The 14,131-nt window shown below is 56.6% G+C and carries 13 protein-coding genes; 9 read left to right on the forward strand and 4 right to left on the reverse strand.

Annotation, left to right across the window (positions count from 1 at the left end; all coding sequences use genetic code 11):
* Positions 1–89: 89 nt before the first annotated feature.
* On the reverse strand, positions 90–749 hold the full coding sequence (locus AC3DKS_RS04720; protein ID WP_272606763.1) for an aspartate kinase: 660 nt from the start codon (positions 747–749) through the stop codon (positions 90–92).
* A gap of 82 nt (positions 750–831) precedes the next feature.
* Complete coding sequence (locus AC3DKS_RS04725; RefSeq protein ID WP_041327397.1) at positions 832–1,200, reverse strand: YraN family protein; 369 nt, start codon at positions 1,198–1,200, stop codon at positions 832–834.
* A 217-nt stretch (positions 1,201–1,417) separates the two neighbouring features.
* Here AC3DKS_RS04725 and AC3DKS_RS04730 point away from each other — a divergent pair, with 217 nt between their 5' ends.
* The 7 genes from AC3DKS_RS04730 to AC3DKS_RS04760 all read left to right on the forward strand — a co-directional run bounded on the left by AC3DKS_RS04730 (position 1,418) and on the right by AC3DKS_RS04760 (position 9,601).
* A complete protein-coding gene (locus AC3DKS_RS04730) occupies positions 1,418–2,926 on the forward strand; it encodes a DUF1800 domain-containing protein (protein WP_272606764.1) in 1,509 nt (502 codons plus the stop codon).
* A 9-nt stretch (positions 2,927–2,935) separates the two neighbouring features.
* Positions 2,936–4,633, forward strand: coding sequence for a DUF1501 domain-containing protein (locus tag AC3DKS_RS04735; RefSeq protein ID WP_041326898.1), 1,698 nt, complete (start codon positions 2,936–2,938; stop codon positions 4,631–4,633).
* A 147-nt stretch (positions 4,634–4,780) separates the two neighbouring features.
* Positions 4,781–6,856 carry a methionine--tRNA ligase gene (metG, locus tag AC3DKS_RS04740; protein WP_272606765.1) on the forward strand — a complete coding sequence of 692 codons (2,076 nt, stop codon included), beginning with the start codon at positions 4,781–4,783 and terminating at the stop codon, positions 6,854–6,856.
* Positions 6,857–6,860: 4 nt separating this feature from the next.
* Entirely contained in the window at positions 6,861–7,763 is a 903-nt protein-coding gene (locus AC3DKS_RS04745; protein ID WP_015753016.1) for a histone deacetylase family protein, read from the forward strand.
* Positions 7,763–8,602, forward strand: coding sequence for a phosphatase PAP2 family protein (locus AC3DKS_RS04750; protein ID WP_272606766.1), 840 nt, complete (start codon positions 7,763–7,765; stop codon positions 8,600–8,602). The genes AC3DKS_RS04745 and AC3DKS_RS04750 overlap by 1 nt, the downstream gene beginning before the upstream one ends.
* Positions 8,603–8,724: 122 nt before the next feature.
* Positions 8,725–8,940 carry a hypothetical protein gene (locus AC3DKS_RS04755; RefSeq protein ID WP_272606767.1) on the forward strand — a complete coding sequence of 72 codons (216 nt, stop codon included), beginning with the start codon at positions 8,725–8,727 and terminating at the stop codon, positions 8,938–8,940.
* Positions 8,941–9,082: 142 nt separating this feature from the next.
* The gene (locus AC3DKS_RS04760; RefSeq protein ID WP_015753018.1) at positions 9,083–9,601 is read left to right on the forward strand and encodes a ferritin; all 519 of its coding nucleotides are present in this window, start codon (positions 9,083–9,085) and stop codon (positions 9,599–9,601) included.
* A gap of 373 nt (positions 9,602–9,974) precedes the next feature.
* On the opposite strand, the gene AC3DKS_RS04765 is transcribed toward AC3DKS_RS04760, so the two are convergent.
* Together AC3DKS_RS04765 and AC3DKS_RS04770 are read right to left on the reverse strand one after the other, a co-directional pair.
* Positions 9,975–10,454, reverse strand: a complete 480-nt coding sequence (locus tag AC3DKS_RS04765; protein ID WP_272606768.1) for a hypothetical protein — start codon at positions 10,452–10,454, stop codon at positions 9,975–9,977.
* 117 nt (positions 10,455–10,571) lie between these two features.
* Positions 10,572–10,904 carry a single-stranded DNA-binding protein gene (locus AC3DKS_RS04770; RefSeq protein ID WP_015753021.1) on the reverse strand — a complete coding sequence of 111 codons (333 nt, stop codon included), beginning with the start codon at positions 10,902–10,904 and terminating at the stop codon, positions 10,572–10,574.
* 232 nt (positions 10,905–11,136) lie between these two features.
* Here AC3DKS_RS04770 and AC3DKS_RS04775 point away from each other — a divergent pair, with 232 nt between their 5' ends.
* Both AC3DKS_RS04775 and AC3DKS_RS04780 read left to right on the forward strand, forming a co-directional pair.
* Positions 11,137–12,705 (forward strand): M20/M25/M40 family metallo-hydrolase, encoded by a 1,569-nt coding sequence (locus tag AC3DKS_RS04775; protein ID WP_272606769.1) that lies wholly within the window; start codon positions 11,137–11,139, stop codon positions 12,703–12,705.
* Positions 12,706–12,786: 81 nt separating this feature from the next.
* Positions 12,787–14,097: a serine hydrolase domain-containing protein gene (locus AC3DKS_RS04780; RefSeq protein ID WP_272606770.1), complete on the forward strand. Its 1,311-nt coding sequence runs from the start codon at positions 12,787–12,789 to the stop codon at positions 14,095–14,097.
* The last annotated feature ends 34 nt before the right edge of the window (positions 14,098–14,131 follow it).

The raw sequence follows: 14,131 nt of genomic DNA on the forward strand, positions 1-14,131 counted from the left end.
CCGGGACCGACCGGGATTAGGCTACTGCCCTGAACCGAATGGGCTTCCCGGGGCCACGGCCAGGGGAAATTATTATGCCCCGTGAAAATTTAAAGGGATTTCAGGTCTTTGATGACCGTAAACGCATTGTCTACCTGATCCTCGTCCACGAGGATGGTAAATTCATTCGTGGTGGAGATCACCTCGTAGAGTACGATGCCCTCCCAGGCCAGGCGCTGGAAAATAAAGTAATAGATACCGGGGACCGAAACATTCTCCGCAGGCAGTTTTACGGTGATGGACGAGAGGTTTTCGGCCTTTTGAGTTTGCCGCTCGGCGCTGAAAACATCTTCCACTACGCCGTCCAGGCTGTTGCTGACCACGATGTTTAATTCATTGACCCCCCGGGACGAGGTATAGAAAACATCCTTGTTCTTGTTAACCACCTCCAGCAGGCGCCCCTGGTTGCGGAGGATCGTATCCGAAATCAGGAAGGTAAAATCGGTCAGGGAGGACCTGACGGTTATTTCCCCGATATTCTTCAGCACTTTGACAATCCGGTGGGTGGCCCGGAACTCCAGGTCGTCGGAGAGTCTTTTCAGGGCCATCACAATGGCCCCGTTTCGCACTTCCTTGCCCAACTGGGCTTCGATCTCGGGGCGAACCTGGCGGGAAAGCGAAGTCAGGTTGATGATGCCCTGGGCCAGCGCGGTCTGCAGGAAGGGTTTCTTTTTGATGTAGTGCTCGACGACGGAGGAAATCGTTTTCATGTCAGTCTGCTTAATTCGTTGATTACTGGTTGATTGGTTACTTGTCAGGAACAAACATAACAATTTGTTACAAAACAAACAACTATTGAAAAAAGTAAAATGCATCTTCCAGATGGACCAGCCGATACCCCTCGCGCAAACGGATTACCTGGATAATGTCGAACCGGACTTCCGCCCGTAGGCCGTTACTGCGGACATAATGGTCGGCAGCCCGCACGAGCCGGGCTATTTTTGACCTGGGGATGCTTCGGGAAAGCGCCTCGTAAAATGCCCGGGTACGGGTTTTCACTTCGATGACCACCAGGACCCCTTCCCTGAAGGCCAATACGTCAATTTCAGCCCGTCGGTACCGGTAATTCCGGCACAGGATCCGGTAACCCGACGCGAGCAGATAGCGGACGGCATAGTCCTCCCCTTCCCGGCCGATGTCGCAGGTGGTCTCCTCTGGCATGTTCTGGTTGGGTTTCAATAAACGTACAACCCGCGGATTGTGAATATTTTGTGCATTTCATCGAAAAAATATGCCGTTTACCGCAATTCTCAAGCATTCCCCTTACTTTGAGACCGCAATACAACGAAAATAGTTTCTATGCGATACTAAGCAGATTGTAAGCGCGTTAAGAATTTGCCCCCTAAACACATGAACGTTCTTAAAGCCTACAACTACTATGGAATACTTCGTGAACTGCAATACGGCCCCCCTTACGCCGTATGCACCCCCCCTGGACAAAACCCGGGTGGAACACCTGTTTAGACGGGCCGGCTTCAGCGCTTCGGTGCAGACAGTGGACCAATCGGTGGGCCAGACTGCCGGGACGCTGGTGGACAGCCTGGTTAACGACGCCCTGGCCCTCCCGCCACTACCGGCTCCTGCCTGGCAGGATTGGAACCGGGCCAACTACCCGGCCGACGACGATGCGGCCGGACCCATCATCCGCAGCCAGCGGGATTCCTGGCGCCTGGATTACACCCAGGCCCTGTTGGACAATAACCTGAGGGACCGGATGAGTTTCTTCTGGAGCAACCACTTTGTTACGGAGCTCGAGATTTACGAGAGTCCTTCGTACCTGTATTACTATACGGATTGCCTGCAGCGTAATGCCCTGGGCAATTTCAAGACATTCGTCAGCGAAATAGGCTTAACCTACGCCATGCTGTATTACCTGGACGGGGTTTACAACAACGGGGACAACCCGAACGAAAACTACGCCCGGGAGCTGTACGAACTTTTCACCCTGGGAGAGGGCAACGGCTACACGGAACAGGATATTATCGAAACCGCACGGGCCCTGAGTGGGTATACCGAACGGGGCGAGGAGCGCTGGGACCCGGTGATTTTTGACATCACTACCTTTGACCCGGGGGTAAAGACCATCCTCGGCCAATCCGGGACCTGGGGGTACGACGACGTCATCGATATCCTCTTTGAGCAGCGGCCCAACGAAATTGCCACATTCATCTGCCGGAAAATCTACGAGTTCCTGGTTCACCCGGATTCCAATGATGCCACCGGAAATGCAGAGGCCATCATTTCCGGGATGGCCACTACGTTTATCTCCAACAATTTTGAACTGGCCCCGGTTGTTTCCCAGCTGCTGAAAAGCCAGCATTTCTTTGACGACAACGCCATTGGCGTAATTATCAAGAGCCCGTTTGATTACTATCTCAATTTTATCAACGAAACGGGTTTTGCCTACGACGACACAAACCTGTCCTTTGCACTGGAGTCCTCCCGCCTTATCGGGCAGGAGCTTTTTGAGCCGGTGGACGTAGCCGGTTGGCAACGCGACCGCCAGTGGATCAACACGAATTTCATTATCGGCCGCTGGCTGACCATCGAAGTGATGATCCAGGGTTTCTTCCAGGCCAACCAGGAACAATTCCGGACCCTGGCCATGGATGCCGTGGGCCCGGCGGACAGCAATACGAGCAACCCGGAAACCGTCGTGCGCGCCCTGGTAGACAAGTTCCTCCCCAAAGGACTCCTGACACCCCAGGATTTTGAGAACGCCATGGACGTCTTTAAGATCGACGATGTCCCTGAAAACTACTACGGGTCCGATTACATCCCCGGGGGCCTCGGCCTCTGGATGCTCGCGGTCAGCCCCGAAGTCCCCCAGCAGGTTTTCCTGCTGCTGATGTACCTCTCGAGGCAACCCGAATTTCAACTCAAATAACCTACGACTATGTGCAATAATCATATACCGCTTCCCAAAGACCCCCAGAGTGCCCACGACAAGGAGCACATTGTCTGGAGCCGCCGCTCATTTTTACAGGCATTAGGCATTGCCGGGTCAGGGTCCATGATGCTCGGCAGCAACATGCTCAGCGCATCGGCCCCATCCCCACTGACTGCGGCAATCGCCAATGCCCCGGGCGACGGAATCCTCATCCTGATCCGCCTCTCCGGCGGGAATGACGGCCTGAGCACGGTAATCCCCATTGAACAGTACGACACCTATGCAAATGCGCGGCCAAACATCTATATCCCGGAAAGCAAGGTCCTGAAACTGACCGACGAATTCGGGGTGCCTTCCTATATGCAAGCCCTGGAGGAAATGTGGGGCGAGGGGTCTTTCAAGGCCGTCCACGGAGTCGGTTATGAAAACCAGAGCCTCTCCCACTTTACCGGTTCGGATATCTATGCGAACACAGACCTGACAACCACCGGGTTTTCCGGGTTGGATACCGGTTGGATGGGGCGCTACTTTGAAAACATCTACCCGGATTACCTGATAAACCCGCCGGCAGCCCCGGCCGCCATCCAGATCGGGCAGTACGGCAACCTGGTTTTCCAGGGGGAAGAGACGAATTACGCCTTTGTCGCCTCGAACATCAACCAGCTGGAGGAAATTGCCGAAACCGGCGTACAGTACAGCCTGGATGCCGCCCTGTTTGACAATTGCATGTACGGCGACCAGCTCCGGTTCCTGCGAGGGGTGGCCAACACCACCTACGAATATTCCGGGCTGATCCACGAAGCCTATATGCGCGGCCAGAACCAGGTGGAATACCAGGACAACGGCTTTGCCCGGCAGCTGGCCCTTTTGGCCCGCCTGATCAAGGGGAACCTGGGTACCCGGGTCTATATGATCTCCATGGGCGGTTTTGATACCCACGGGAACCAGCCCCTGATCCACGAACGCCTGATGACCAACCTGTCGGTAGCCGTCAAGGACTTCTATGAGGACCTGACCTTTACCGAGCAGGACGACAAGGTGCTCAGCATGACTTTCTCGGAGTTTGGCCGCCGGATCTACGAAAACGGTTCCAACGGCACCGACCACGGGAAGGCTGCCCCCACCTTATTCTTTGGTGCCGGCCTGAACGGCAGCGCCTTTGTGGGCGACCACCCCTCCCTGGACGACCCGAACAGCCGGGGGAACTTGGAGTACACCATGGATTTCCGCGACCTGTACGCCACGGTCCTGGCCGAATGGCTGTGCGTGGATATCCCGCTGGTGGAGCAACACCTGCTGGGGCATGCCTACAACCCGGTGAACCTCGGGTTCAATTGTTCCGGGGTGGACTTCGACGATATCGCTTACAGCGACCAACCCCCGACACCCCCGACGCCCGGGGACGGCACCCCGGGAGACGAACCTACGCCTGAAGAGATCGAAGCCATCGTCCACAAGCCCTATTACCCGACGGAATCCAACCCGCACATCCACGTGGAGATGCCCTTCAGCGCCCATATCGATATCTCGCTCTACAACATACTCGGGCAGAAAATCGCAACCCTCTTCAACGAAATGGTCTTTGAGGGCAGCCTGGAGATCAACGTCCGCGACCGGGTGCCGCGCCACCTGGCAACCGGCAAGTACATCTACCGGATCGGCGTACAGGACCGCCACCTGGCCAAATCGATCATGGTGGCCTGATCCCCCGCCCGCGGCAAGATTAATGCCCCCAGACACTGGACGCCCCGGATATTCATATCTGTCCAGTGTCACGGGGGCTTTTCTTTTGATGACGGGTTTGCCGGCACCGGTTTAATTTGGTTATTTTTGTGGCTTAACCAAACGCCTATGTCCGACGCCAAAGGCTCCTTTGAGAGGACCACGATTACCGCCGCCCTCCCCTATACGAATGGCCCGATCCACATTGGCCACCTGGCCGGGGTCTACGTCCCGGCAGACATATACAGCCGGTACCTGAGGCTCCGTGGCGAAGAAGTGCTGTTTGTCTGCGGCAGCGACGAACATGGGGTGGCGATCCCGATGAAAGCCGGTAGGGAAGGCATTTCCCCCAAAGAGCTCATCGACAAATACGATGCGCTGATCCGGGAGTCCTTTGAGGCCTTCGGCATCGCCTTCGACAATTATTCCCGTACCTCCGCCCCCATCCACCGCGAAACCGCCTCGGCATTTTTTACCAAACTCCACGACCAGGGCGATTTTGAGGAGCAGGTAACCGACCAGCTCTTCGACCCGGAGGCCGGGCAATTCCTGGCAGATCGTTTTGTGGTGGGAACCTGTCCGAAATGCGGGCACACGGAAGCCTATGGGGACCAGTGCGAAAACTGCGGCTCCTCCCTGAATGCGACAGACCTGATCGACCCCCGGTCTGCAATTAGCGGGGCCCAACCGGTCCTAAAGCAGACCCGGCATTGGTTTTTACCCCTGGACCGCTATGAGGACTTCCTCAGGACGTGGATCCTCGATGGCCATAAAAACGACTGGAAACCTAACGTCTACGGACAATGCAAGTCCTGGATTGACGAAGGACTGAAACCCCGTGCTGTAACCCGCGACCTGGAATGGGGCATCCCGGTTCCCCTGGAAGGGGCTGAAGGGAAAGTACTTTACGTATGGTTCGACGCGCCCATCGGCTATATTTCTTCCACCCGGGAATGGGCCCGGCGGGAAGGCGCGGATTGGGAAATCTGGTGGAAGGACCCCGGTACCCGGCTGCTGCACTTTATCGGGAAGGACAACATTGTCTTCCACTGCATTATCTTCCCTTCCATGCTCAAGGCCCATGGAGATTTCATCCTGCCCGAAAATGTACCGGCTAACGAATTCCTGAACTTGGAGGGGCAGAAGCTCTCCACTTCCAAAAACTGGGCGGTCTGGCTGCACGAGTACCTGGAGGAGTTCCCGGACATGCAGGATGTGCTCCGGTATGCGCTCACCGCAAATGCCCCGGAGACCAAGGACAACGACTTTACCTGGAAGGATTTCCAGGCCCGGAACAACAACGAGCTCGTAGCGATTTTCGGGAACTTTATCAACCGGGTGGCCGTACTGACGGACAAATACAAAGGCGGCCAGGTGCCCGCCCTGCAAAACCTCAGCGAAAACGACCGCAATACCCTGCATGCGATGCGGGCCTATCCCGCCCGGATTGCAGACTGCCTGGACCGGTTCCGGTTCCGTGAAGGCTCCCAGGAGTTGATGAACCTGGCACGACTGGGCAATAAATACCTGGCGGACGAAGAGCCCTGGAAGGTGATCAAGGAAGACCCGGACCGGGTGGGCACCATCCTGGGGGTCGGGCTGCAGGTAGCGGCTGCCCTGGCCGTGCTCTGCGAACCCTTCCTCCCGTTTACCGCCGGACGGCTGCGGGAGATCCTGAATCTGGGAACACTGGATTCCCCCCTGGAATGGGAAGCCGTATCCCGGGAGGCAGTGTTGCTTCCCGCCGGGCACGCCATTGGGGAAACCCGCCTGTTGTTCCGAAAAATAGAAGACGCAGAAATCGAAAAACAACTGCAAAAACTACACGAGACGAAAAAACAGAACGAAATGGACAATTCTTCCGTAACCCCGCAAAAAGACACCATCCAGTACGACGATTTCACGAAACTCGACCTGCGCGTGGGCACCATCCTCGAAGCCGAGAAAATGCCGAAGGCGGACAAGCTCATCGTGATGAAAGTGGATACGGGTATCGATACGCGGACCATCGTTTCGGGGATTGCCAAACAATTTGCGCCTGAAGACCTCGTCGGGAAACAGGTAACCGTGCTGGTGAACCTGGCCCCCCGGCCGTTGCGCGGGGTGGAGAGCCAGGGGATGATCCTGCTCGCTGAGGATGCGGAGGGCAACCTCGTGTTCCTTACTCCCGAACAGGCCCTCGCCAACGGTTCGGTGATCAGCTGAGGCCTTGCTGAAAATTGCCTTCCATCCCATCTATGCCCATCCGCTGCCGGAAGGCCACCGCTTCCCGATGCAGAAATACGAGCTCCTGCCCCAGCAGCTCCTGCACGAGGGTACTGCGGAGCATGAAAATTTTTTCACCCCCGGCCTCCCGGAGGATTCCGAAATTCTCAGGGCCCACGATGCCGCGTATTTTGAGGATTTACAAACCGGCCGCATCCCGCCACGGGAGATGCGCAAGGTGGGTTTTCCCTGGAGTGAGGCCCTGGTCCTGAGGGAGCGGACCATTGCACAGGGGACCATCCGATGCTGCCACTACGCCCTGGAGAACGGTGTTTCCATGAATATTGCCGGCGGCACCCACCACGCGTACCGGGACCGGGGGGAGGCATTCTGCATGCTCAACGATCAGGCCATCGGGGCCTGCCACCTGCTGGCAAACAACCTGGCCGAACGCATCCTGATGCTCGACCTGGATGTGCATCAGGGGAATGGAACCGCGGCAATATTCCGGGAGGAACCCCGGGTATTCACCTATTCCATGCACGGACAATCCAACTACCCGTTCCGCAAAGAAGTGTCTGACTGGGACGTCCCCCTGGCCAAACAAACCGGTGACACCGAGTACCTGACCACCCTGGAGACCCATCTTGAAAACTTGTACGCGCAAGTACGGCCGGATTTTGTATTTTACCTCTGTGGAGTGGATGTCCTGGCCACCGATAAGCTGGGCACCCTTGCGCTGACCCCTGAAGGTTGCCGGCAGCGGGACGCAATGGTATTCCGGTGGTGCCGCAGCCATGGCCTTCCCGTTCAATGCAGTATGGGAGGTGGATACTCCCCCCAGATACGCACAATTGTGGAGGCCCACGCCCAAACGTTCCGAACCGCCCAAAGCCTGTATTTCTGATGGTTAGAAATATTTTTATCGCCTTCCTGTGTTGCCTGGCCGTCCCGGTATCCGCGCAGCAACCGGGACGCAGCATCGACGCCGGTACCTGGCAGCAATTCACCTACGACCTGGGGAGTATTTTCGGGGGCGTTGGATATTCGTATTCCCGTCCACTCTACTGGGGTGGACAGCAGTGGGGTAATTTTGCGCTCCTGGTCGGGGCAACCGGCGGGGCCTACCTGGCGGATGTACCGGTGTCGGATTATTTTATCGGGATCCGGGAGGACGTACCCAAATTTATCCGGGATTACGGTTGGGAAATTGGGAGCCCGGCAAACAACTATATGCTGACGGGGGGCGTGTACCTCACCGGCCTCTTCCTGAAGGATCCTAAACTGCGGCGGACCGGGGTTTTGCTGGTGGCATCGGCCACCTCGGCGGGATTCCTGCAACAAGTGCTGAAATCGGCTATTGGAAGGGCCCGCCCTTCGAGCGGCCTCGGGAAGGCAACATTCAGCCCGCTTTGGCCGGGGGACAACGACTTCCACTCCTTTCCATCGGGGCATTCCATCCTTGCCTTTACCAATGCCTATGCCATTGCCAAGCAGTTCAGCAACCCCTGGCTCAGAGCAGGGATCTATACCGTCGGGCTCGTACCGGGCATATCGCGCCTCTGGGAGGGGAAACACTGGCTTTCCGACGTGGTTTTCAGCATTGGCATCAGCATTTTCACCGTGGAAGCCATCGATCGCTACCTGGACCGGCGCTACGATGAAAAATACGGACAGGATCCCGACCAGGCCCAATGGAACCTCACCTTCGGGCCGGGGACCATCGGGATGCAGTACCGGTTCTGACGTTTCAGCTCATTCCGAATACCCGGAAAAGCTCCTTCCCTATTCCCCGGATCAGATGGACTCCACCCAAAAGAACTATTCCCCGGAGAAAAGGCTATATTGAGGAACCGAATTCCTTTCCCATGAAAACAATACGTTTCGCCCATCTGGCAATTGCGGCAACCCTTTCCATCCTGTCGGCATGTGGTGAAAAAAAGAAACCGCAGAAAACCCGCCGGGTCCAACGCCCGGGCCTGAAAGGCCCGATGCCGCCGCCGGCAAACTCAGCCCGTATTCTGCCGTATTCATCTTCTCCCTGGGCATTCTTGTCAGCAACTTTGCGTTTAACACACTGCTAAGGAGTTCCGGGGCGCGCCCCGCGGGGTGACCCCATTATTGAACAGCATGCTGATCCTCTATATCCTGGGACTCGCATGTATTGTGCTTTCCCGGTAGCGGGCTTCTCTGAAACAGTTTGTATCTTTATAAAAAACCGCAAACATGTTAAAAAAGAACGTAGAAACTGCCCTGAACGGACAGATCCGCGTAGAGGCACAATCCTCCCAGATCTACCTGTCCATGGCCTCATGGGCAGAGGTAAAAGGGCTGGAAGGCATCTCCCAATTCCTTTACAAACATTCCGACGAGGAACGGATGCATATGCTAAAACTTGTACGATACGTCAATGAACGGGGCGGACATGCCGTGGTTTCCGAGCTGGATGCCCCTGAAACCGATTTCGGGTCGTTTCAAAACCTGTTCAAAATGCTTTATGAACACGAAATTTACGTGTCGGAATGTATCAACGACCTGGTCCATGTGACCCTGGAGGAGAAGGATTACGCCACCCATAACTTCCTCCAATGGTACGTGGCAGAGCAAATCGAAGAAGAAGCGCTTGCCCGGACCATCCTCGACAAGATCAACCTGATCGGCAATGACAAAGGCGGGCTTTACCTGTTTGACAGGGATATAAAGCAAATAAGCGCGGATAGCGCAGCCAGCGGGGAAACCGCCTGACAACCTGCCACAACCCTATTTAGAACGAATAAAAATTACTACTTTTGAAGGCAGCCTGTCATTCCGATGGGTTTACGGTCTGTTGCCTGAATGGGAAAGAAAAAGAAAAAAAAGAAATGTGCCGCCGAACTCCTGCTTTTGCGGGAGCAGCGCCTGCAGGAAATCCTCCGGACGGGATGTGCCCCCGAGGGCTGTAAATCCAAGTGCTGTAAGAAGTTTAAGAAAGGAGAGCACAAGCGGTGTCGCAAGTGCCCGTGCAAGGACTTATTGAAGCTGGCACGGTCTAACCCCGGTTTTCAACAGGTGGCTTAACCGGTTGCCGGCTGTACTCGCCGGCCTTCGGGCCAAACGACCTTCGGGCCAAACGGAATGCCTATTCAGGCCCGGCGGCAATCAAGCCGCCCCCCGAATCCAGGGACCCGAACATCCAGGAATCCCCGTTGGAATCCGAACCCATTTGCAAATAGAACGAAGCCTGTAGGTAGTAGTAATCCCCGTGCAAGCAGGAAGGGCCACAGCTTTGCTGATGGGAGGAATACACATCCCTTTTCGCCTGGATGTACACTTTGTAGGCAGCTAGGTTTTGCCTGTATAACTCGCGTTCAAAAGCCCGTTGGTCCGTCCAGAAATCCATTTCCTCCTTGCCTCCCTCCAACTGCAGTTGTTGTTCATAGGCCGCATCCGTTTGTGCCTGCCGAACGAAAAACGCCGGATTGGGAAGTCCCGGGGTGGTTTCCCGAATTTGCTCCGTAACGGATTGGGCAAAACCCGCATGTTTCGCCACCGGTTGTGCCAGTGCCCCTGAACAGCTGATCAGGGCAGCAAACAACCAATATGTGGCTTTAGAGGACATGAGCGGGTGCTTCTATTATATTGGACGATCCAACCATCCAGAAGTTACCGAAACACCCGCTTTTTTCCTAAGAAATGAGGCAATACGCCCCTTTTCTCGTTCAATTGCGGTAAAATACTACTTCCCCAGTAGCAGGAGTTCCGAACACCGCACCTCCGTCACGTATTTCCGCTGGCCTTCCTCGGTATCGTAATGCCGGTGTATGAGTTTGCCCTCCACCGCCACTTCTTTACCCTTGTTCAGGTAACTTTCCACAATATCCGCAATTTTACCCCAGGCTACTACCTGGTGCCATTGGGTGTCCGTTACTTTTTCGCCTTGCGCATTTTTGTAGATTTCATTGGTTGCCAGGGAGAACCGGGCCATTTTCCCGCCTCCGTCCAGCACGGTAACCTCCGGGTCCTGGCCGAGGTTTCCGATTAGTTGTACTTTGTTCCTTAGGGCATTCATAGTGTTGTTAGGTATTTGTTAAACATCGCTCCGGGTATTCGCCCCCCGAAAAAACAAACATAATCCCGGATCCAGCCCAAAATCGGTAGTTACGCATTTATACCCGCGTCCACCCGTTTATACCTGTTTATACCTGTTTGCAAACAGCTGACCCTTCCCCGGCCGGGGAAGCAGCGAAATCAGAGCGATAATTCTTATATTTCCTGAATACGAAACCGAGAACCGACCCATTATGAGAAATCATCCCATCCTGCTACTCCTCTGCCTCTTCGTCCTGGCCTCCGGGACGGCCCAGGAAACAGCCGCGGAACAGCAAACAGCCGCACTCGTTGCCCAAATCGAAAAGGAGGCAGTCGAAAATTCCCAACTGGAAACCCTTGCGCACCAGCTGATGGACGTCATCGGGCCGCGCCTGGTAGGCACCCCGCAAATGAATAAAGCGCACGAATGGGCCGTAGCCACGTTTAAGGAATGGGGCATCCCGGCCGAAAACGAACAATGGGGTACCTGGCGGGGCTGGGAGCGGGGTATCTGCCACATCGACCTGCTGGAACCGCGGGTGGTAAGCCTCCACGGAAGGCAACTCGCCTGGAGTCCTTCAACTCCCGCCAAAGGCATTACGGCCGATTTGATCACCCTGCCCGAAGTGGCAGATTCCCTGGCATTTGCCCGCTGGCTCCCGGAAGTAAAGGGCAAATGGGTCCTGGTTTCCATGCCGGAACCCACGGGCCGGCCCGATTATAACTGGGAGGAATGGGCAACGGAAGCCTCCTTTGAAAAAATGAAAAGCGATCGGGAGGCCCAAACAAAGGCCTGGCGGCAAAACCTGAGGAATACCGGCTATTCCTCCCGGTCTATCAACCAGGCCCTGGAAGCCGCAGGGGCTGCAGGCATTGTCCAGTCGCGCTGGTCGGGGGCCTTCGGGGCCAACAAAATATTCAGTGCCAACACGGAGGAAATACCCGTGATTGACCTCTCCCTGGAAGACTACGGCATGCTCTACCGGATGGCCGAGAACGGGGATGGTCCGCGCCTCCGCGTGGTGGCCGAGTCCCGCGAATTGGGGCGTGTGCCCACTTTTAATACGGTGGCAACCATCCGGGGAACCGAATTGCCGGACGAGTACATTGTGCTATCGGCGCACTTCGATTCCTGGGACGGGGGAACAGGTGCTACCGACAACGGCACCGGGACGCTGACGATGATGGAGGCGGCCCGGATCCTGAAAAAGGTATACCCGAAACCGAAGCGAACGATCATCGTCGGGCTCTGGGGGAGTGAGGAACAAGGGTTAAACGGCTCCCGGGCGTATGTTGAGGACCACCCGGAGGTGGTCTCCGGCCTGCAGGCGCTCTTTAACCAGGACAACGGCACGGGCCGCGTGGTAAATATTTCCGGGCAGGGATTCCTGCACGCCTACGAATATCTGGGCCGCTGGCTGGAAGCCGTGCCGGACCACGTGACGGAGCACATCGAAACCCAATTCCCCGGAAACCCGGGACGGGGCGGATCGGATTACGCCTCTTTCGTCGCCATGGGGGCGCCGGCCTTTTCCCTGAGTTCCCTGAGTTGGAGTTACTGGAACTACACCTGGCACACCAACCTGGACACCTATGACAAAATCGTATTTGACGACGTGCGCAACAATGCCATCCTGACCGCGGTACTCGCATATATGGCCAGCGAAGACCCGGAGCGGACCTCCCGGGAGAAGGCGGTCCTTTCCGTCAACCCCCGTACCGGGGAGCAGCGGGAATGGCCCGAACCCCGGTCGCCCAACCGGGAAGGAGGGCAGGACTGACCCGGTCGGAGGCCCTATCTGCCACCTGACTGCGCCGAATCGCATCCGCAAACCAAGACAACCACACCAAAAACAGACCTTATGAAAAATACCATCTGCCTTCTGCTCCTCCTGGCCCTTGCGGTGGGATGCCGGCAGGACCCGCAGCCCGTCACACAGACTGAAGGAACTACCGAAAACCTGGTCATGGCCGACCCAACCGGCCAGGGCATGTCAGACGAGCGCCTGGACCGCATCGATTCCATGCTGCATCGCGCCATCGCCGGGGATCAGATTCCCGGTGCCGTGGCCCTGGTAGCCCGGAATGGAAAAATCGTGTTGCACAAGGCGTACGGCCTGGCAAATGTCCGGGACAGCCTGCCTTTCCGCCCGGACGGGATTTTCCGGATCGCTTCCCAAACCAAGGCCATTACCGCAACGGCGGTGATGATGCTCTGGGAAGAAGGCCGTTTCCGGCTGGATGACCCCATTGCCGATTACATCCCTGAGTTTGCCGATACCGGTGTCCTGGATACATTCCGCGAAGCGGACAGCAGTTTTACAACCACCCCCCTGGAAACCCCGATTACCATCCGGCACCTGCTTACGCACACCTCCGGGATCGGTTACGGGATGATCGACGGGGACCCCCGGTTCCGGAAGGCTTATGCCAAAGCCGGGATTGTCGATGCGTTTACGGCCCGCCCGGTGACCCTTGCCGAAAACATCCCCAAACTCGCCCGCATGCCCCTCCACCACGAGCCCGGGAAGGGCTGGACCTACAGCGAAGGCCTGGACGTGCTCGGGTACTTTGTGGAATTGGTGTCCGGTAAGCCCTTTGACGTCTTCCTCAAGGAACGGATTTTCGACCCCCTGGGCATGGTGGATACCTGGTTCTACCTTCCGGAAGACCGCGCTGAGAGGCTGGTTCCCGTGCAATATTGGGACCCGGACGACGGGGATTGGAGGCCCTTCACCACGGCTGTATTTGACATCGATTACCCGAAGCAGGGCGCCCGCACCTACTTTGCAGGCGGTGCCGGCCTATCCAGCACAGCCATTGATTATGCGGCCTTCCTGCAGATGTACCTCAACGGGGGGGAATACAACGGACAGCGGCTCCTGAGCCGGACAACTATTGAAACCATGATGGCCAACCAGATCGGCGATCTCTGGTCCGGCGGCCCGAAGGATTACGGCCTGGCCTTTGCCATCGTGAACCCGGACGGCGTGGCACAGGGGGGCGAAGGCGGAATCGGCACCTTTGATTGGGGCGGCTATTTCAACACCCAGTATTTTGCCGACCCCGGGGAGCAGCTGATCGGGATCCTTATGAAGCAAACCCAGGGTGCTGGCAAGGACGAAACCGGATGGAAATTCCGACAGATGGTCTTCGCCGCCATCGACGACTGATGTTGCGATAACCCTTTCCGGGCGACCCGCCATA

This window comes from Robiginitalea sp. (genome assembly GCF_982776155.1).

Bases quoted from the DNA above. Each gene is read 5' to 3' on its own strand.
- AC3DKS_RS04720 (WP_272606763.1), bottom strand. From the start codon at position 749: ATGAAAACGATTTCCTCCGTCGTCGAGCACTACATCAAAAAGAAACCC.
- AC3DKS_RS04770 (WP_015753021.1), bottom strand. From the start codon at position 10,904: ATGAATGCCCTAAGGAACAAAGTACAACTAATCGGAAACCTCGGCCAG.
- AC3DKS_RS04725 (WP_041327397.1), bottom strand. From the start codon at position 1,200: ATGCCAGAGGAGACCACCTGCGACATCGGCCGGGAAGGGGAGGACTAT.
- AC3DKS_RS04755 (WP_272606767.1), top strand. From the start codon at position 8,725: ATGAAAACAATACGTTTCGCCCATCTGGCAATTGCGGCAACCCTTTCC.
- AC3DKS_RS04760 (WP_015753018.1), top strand. From the start codon at position 9,083: ATGTTAAAAAAGAACGTAGAAACTGCCCTGAACGGACAGATCCGCGTA.
- AC3DKS_RS04765 (WP_272606768.1), bottom strand. From the start codon at position 10,454: ATGTCCTCTAAAGCCACATATTGGTTGTTTGCTGCCCTGATCAGCTGT.
- AC3DKS_RS04750 (WP_272606766.1), top strand. From the start codon at position 7,763: ATGGTTAGAAATATTTTTATCGCCTTCCTGTGTTGCCTGGCCGTCCCG.
- AC3DKS_RS04780 (WP_272606770.1), top strand. From the start codon at position 12,787: ATGAAAAATACCATCTGCCTTCTGCTCCTCCTGGCCCTTGCGGTGGGA.
- AC3DKS_RS04730 (WP_272606764.1), top strand. From the start codon at position 1,418: ATGGAATACTTCGTGAACTGCAATACGGCCCCCCTTACGCCGTATGCA.
- AC3DKS_RS04775 (WP_272606769.1), top strand. From the start codon at position 11,137: ATGAGAAATCATCCCATCCTGCTACTCCTCTGCCTCTTCGTCCTGGCC.
- metG (WP_272606765.1), top strand. From the start codon at position 4,781: ATGTCCGACGCCAAAGGCTCCTTTGAGAGGACCACGATTACCGCCGCC.
- AC3DKS_RS04735 (WP_041326898.1), top strand. From the start codon at position 2,936: ATGTGCAATAATCATATACCGCTTCCCAAAGACCCCCAGAGTGCCCAC.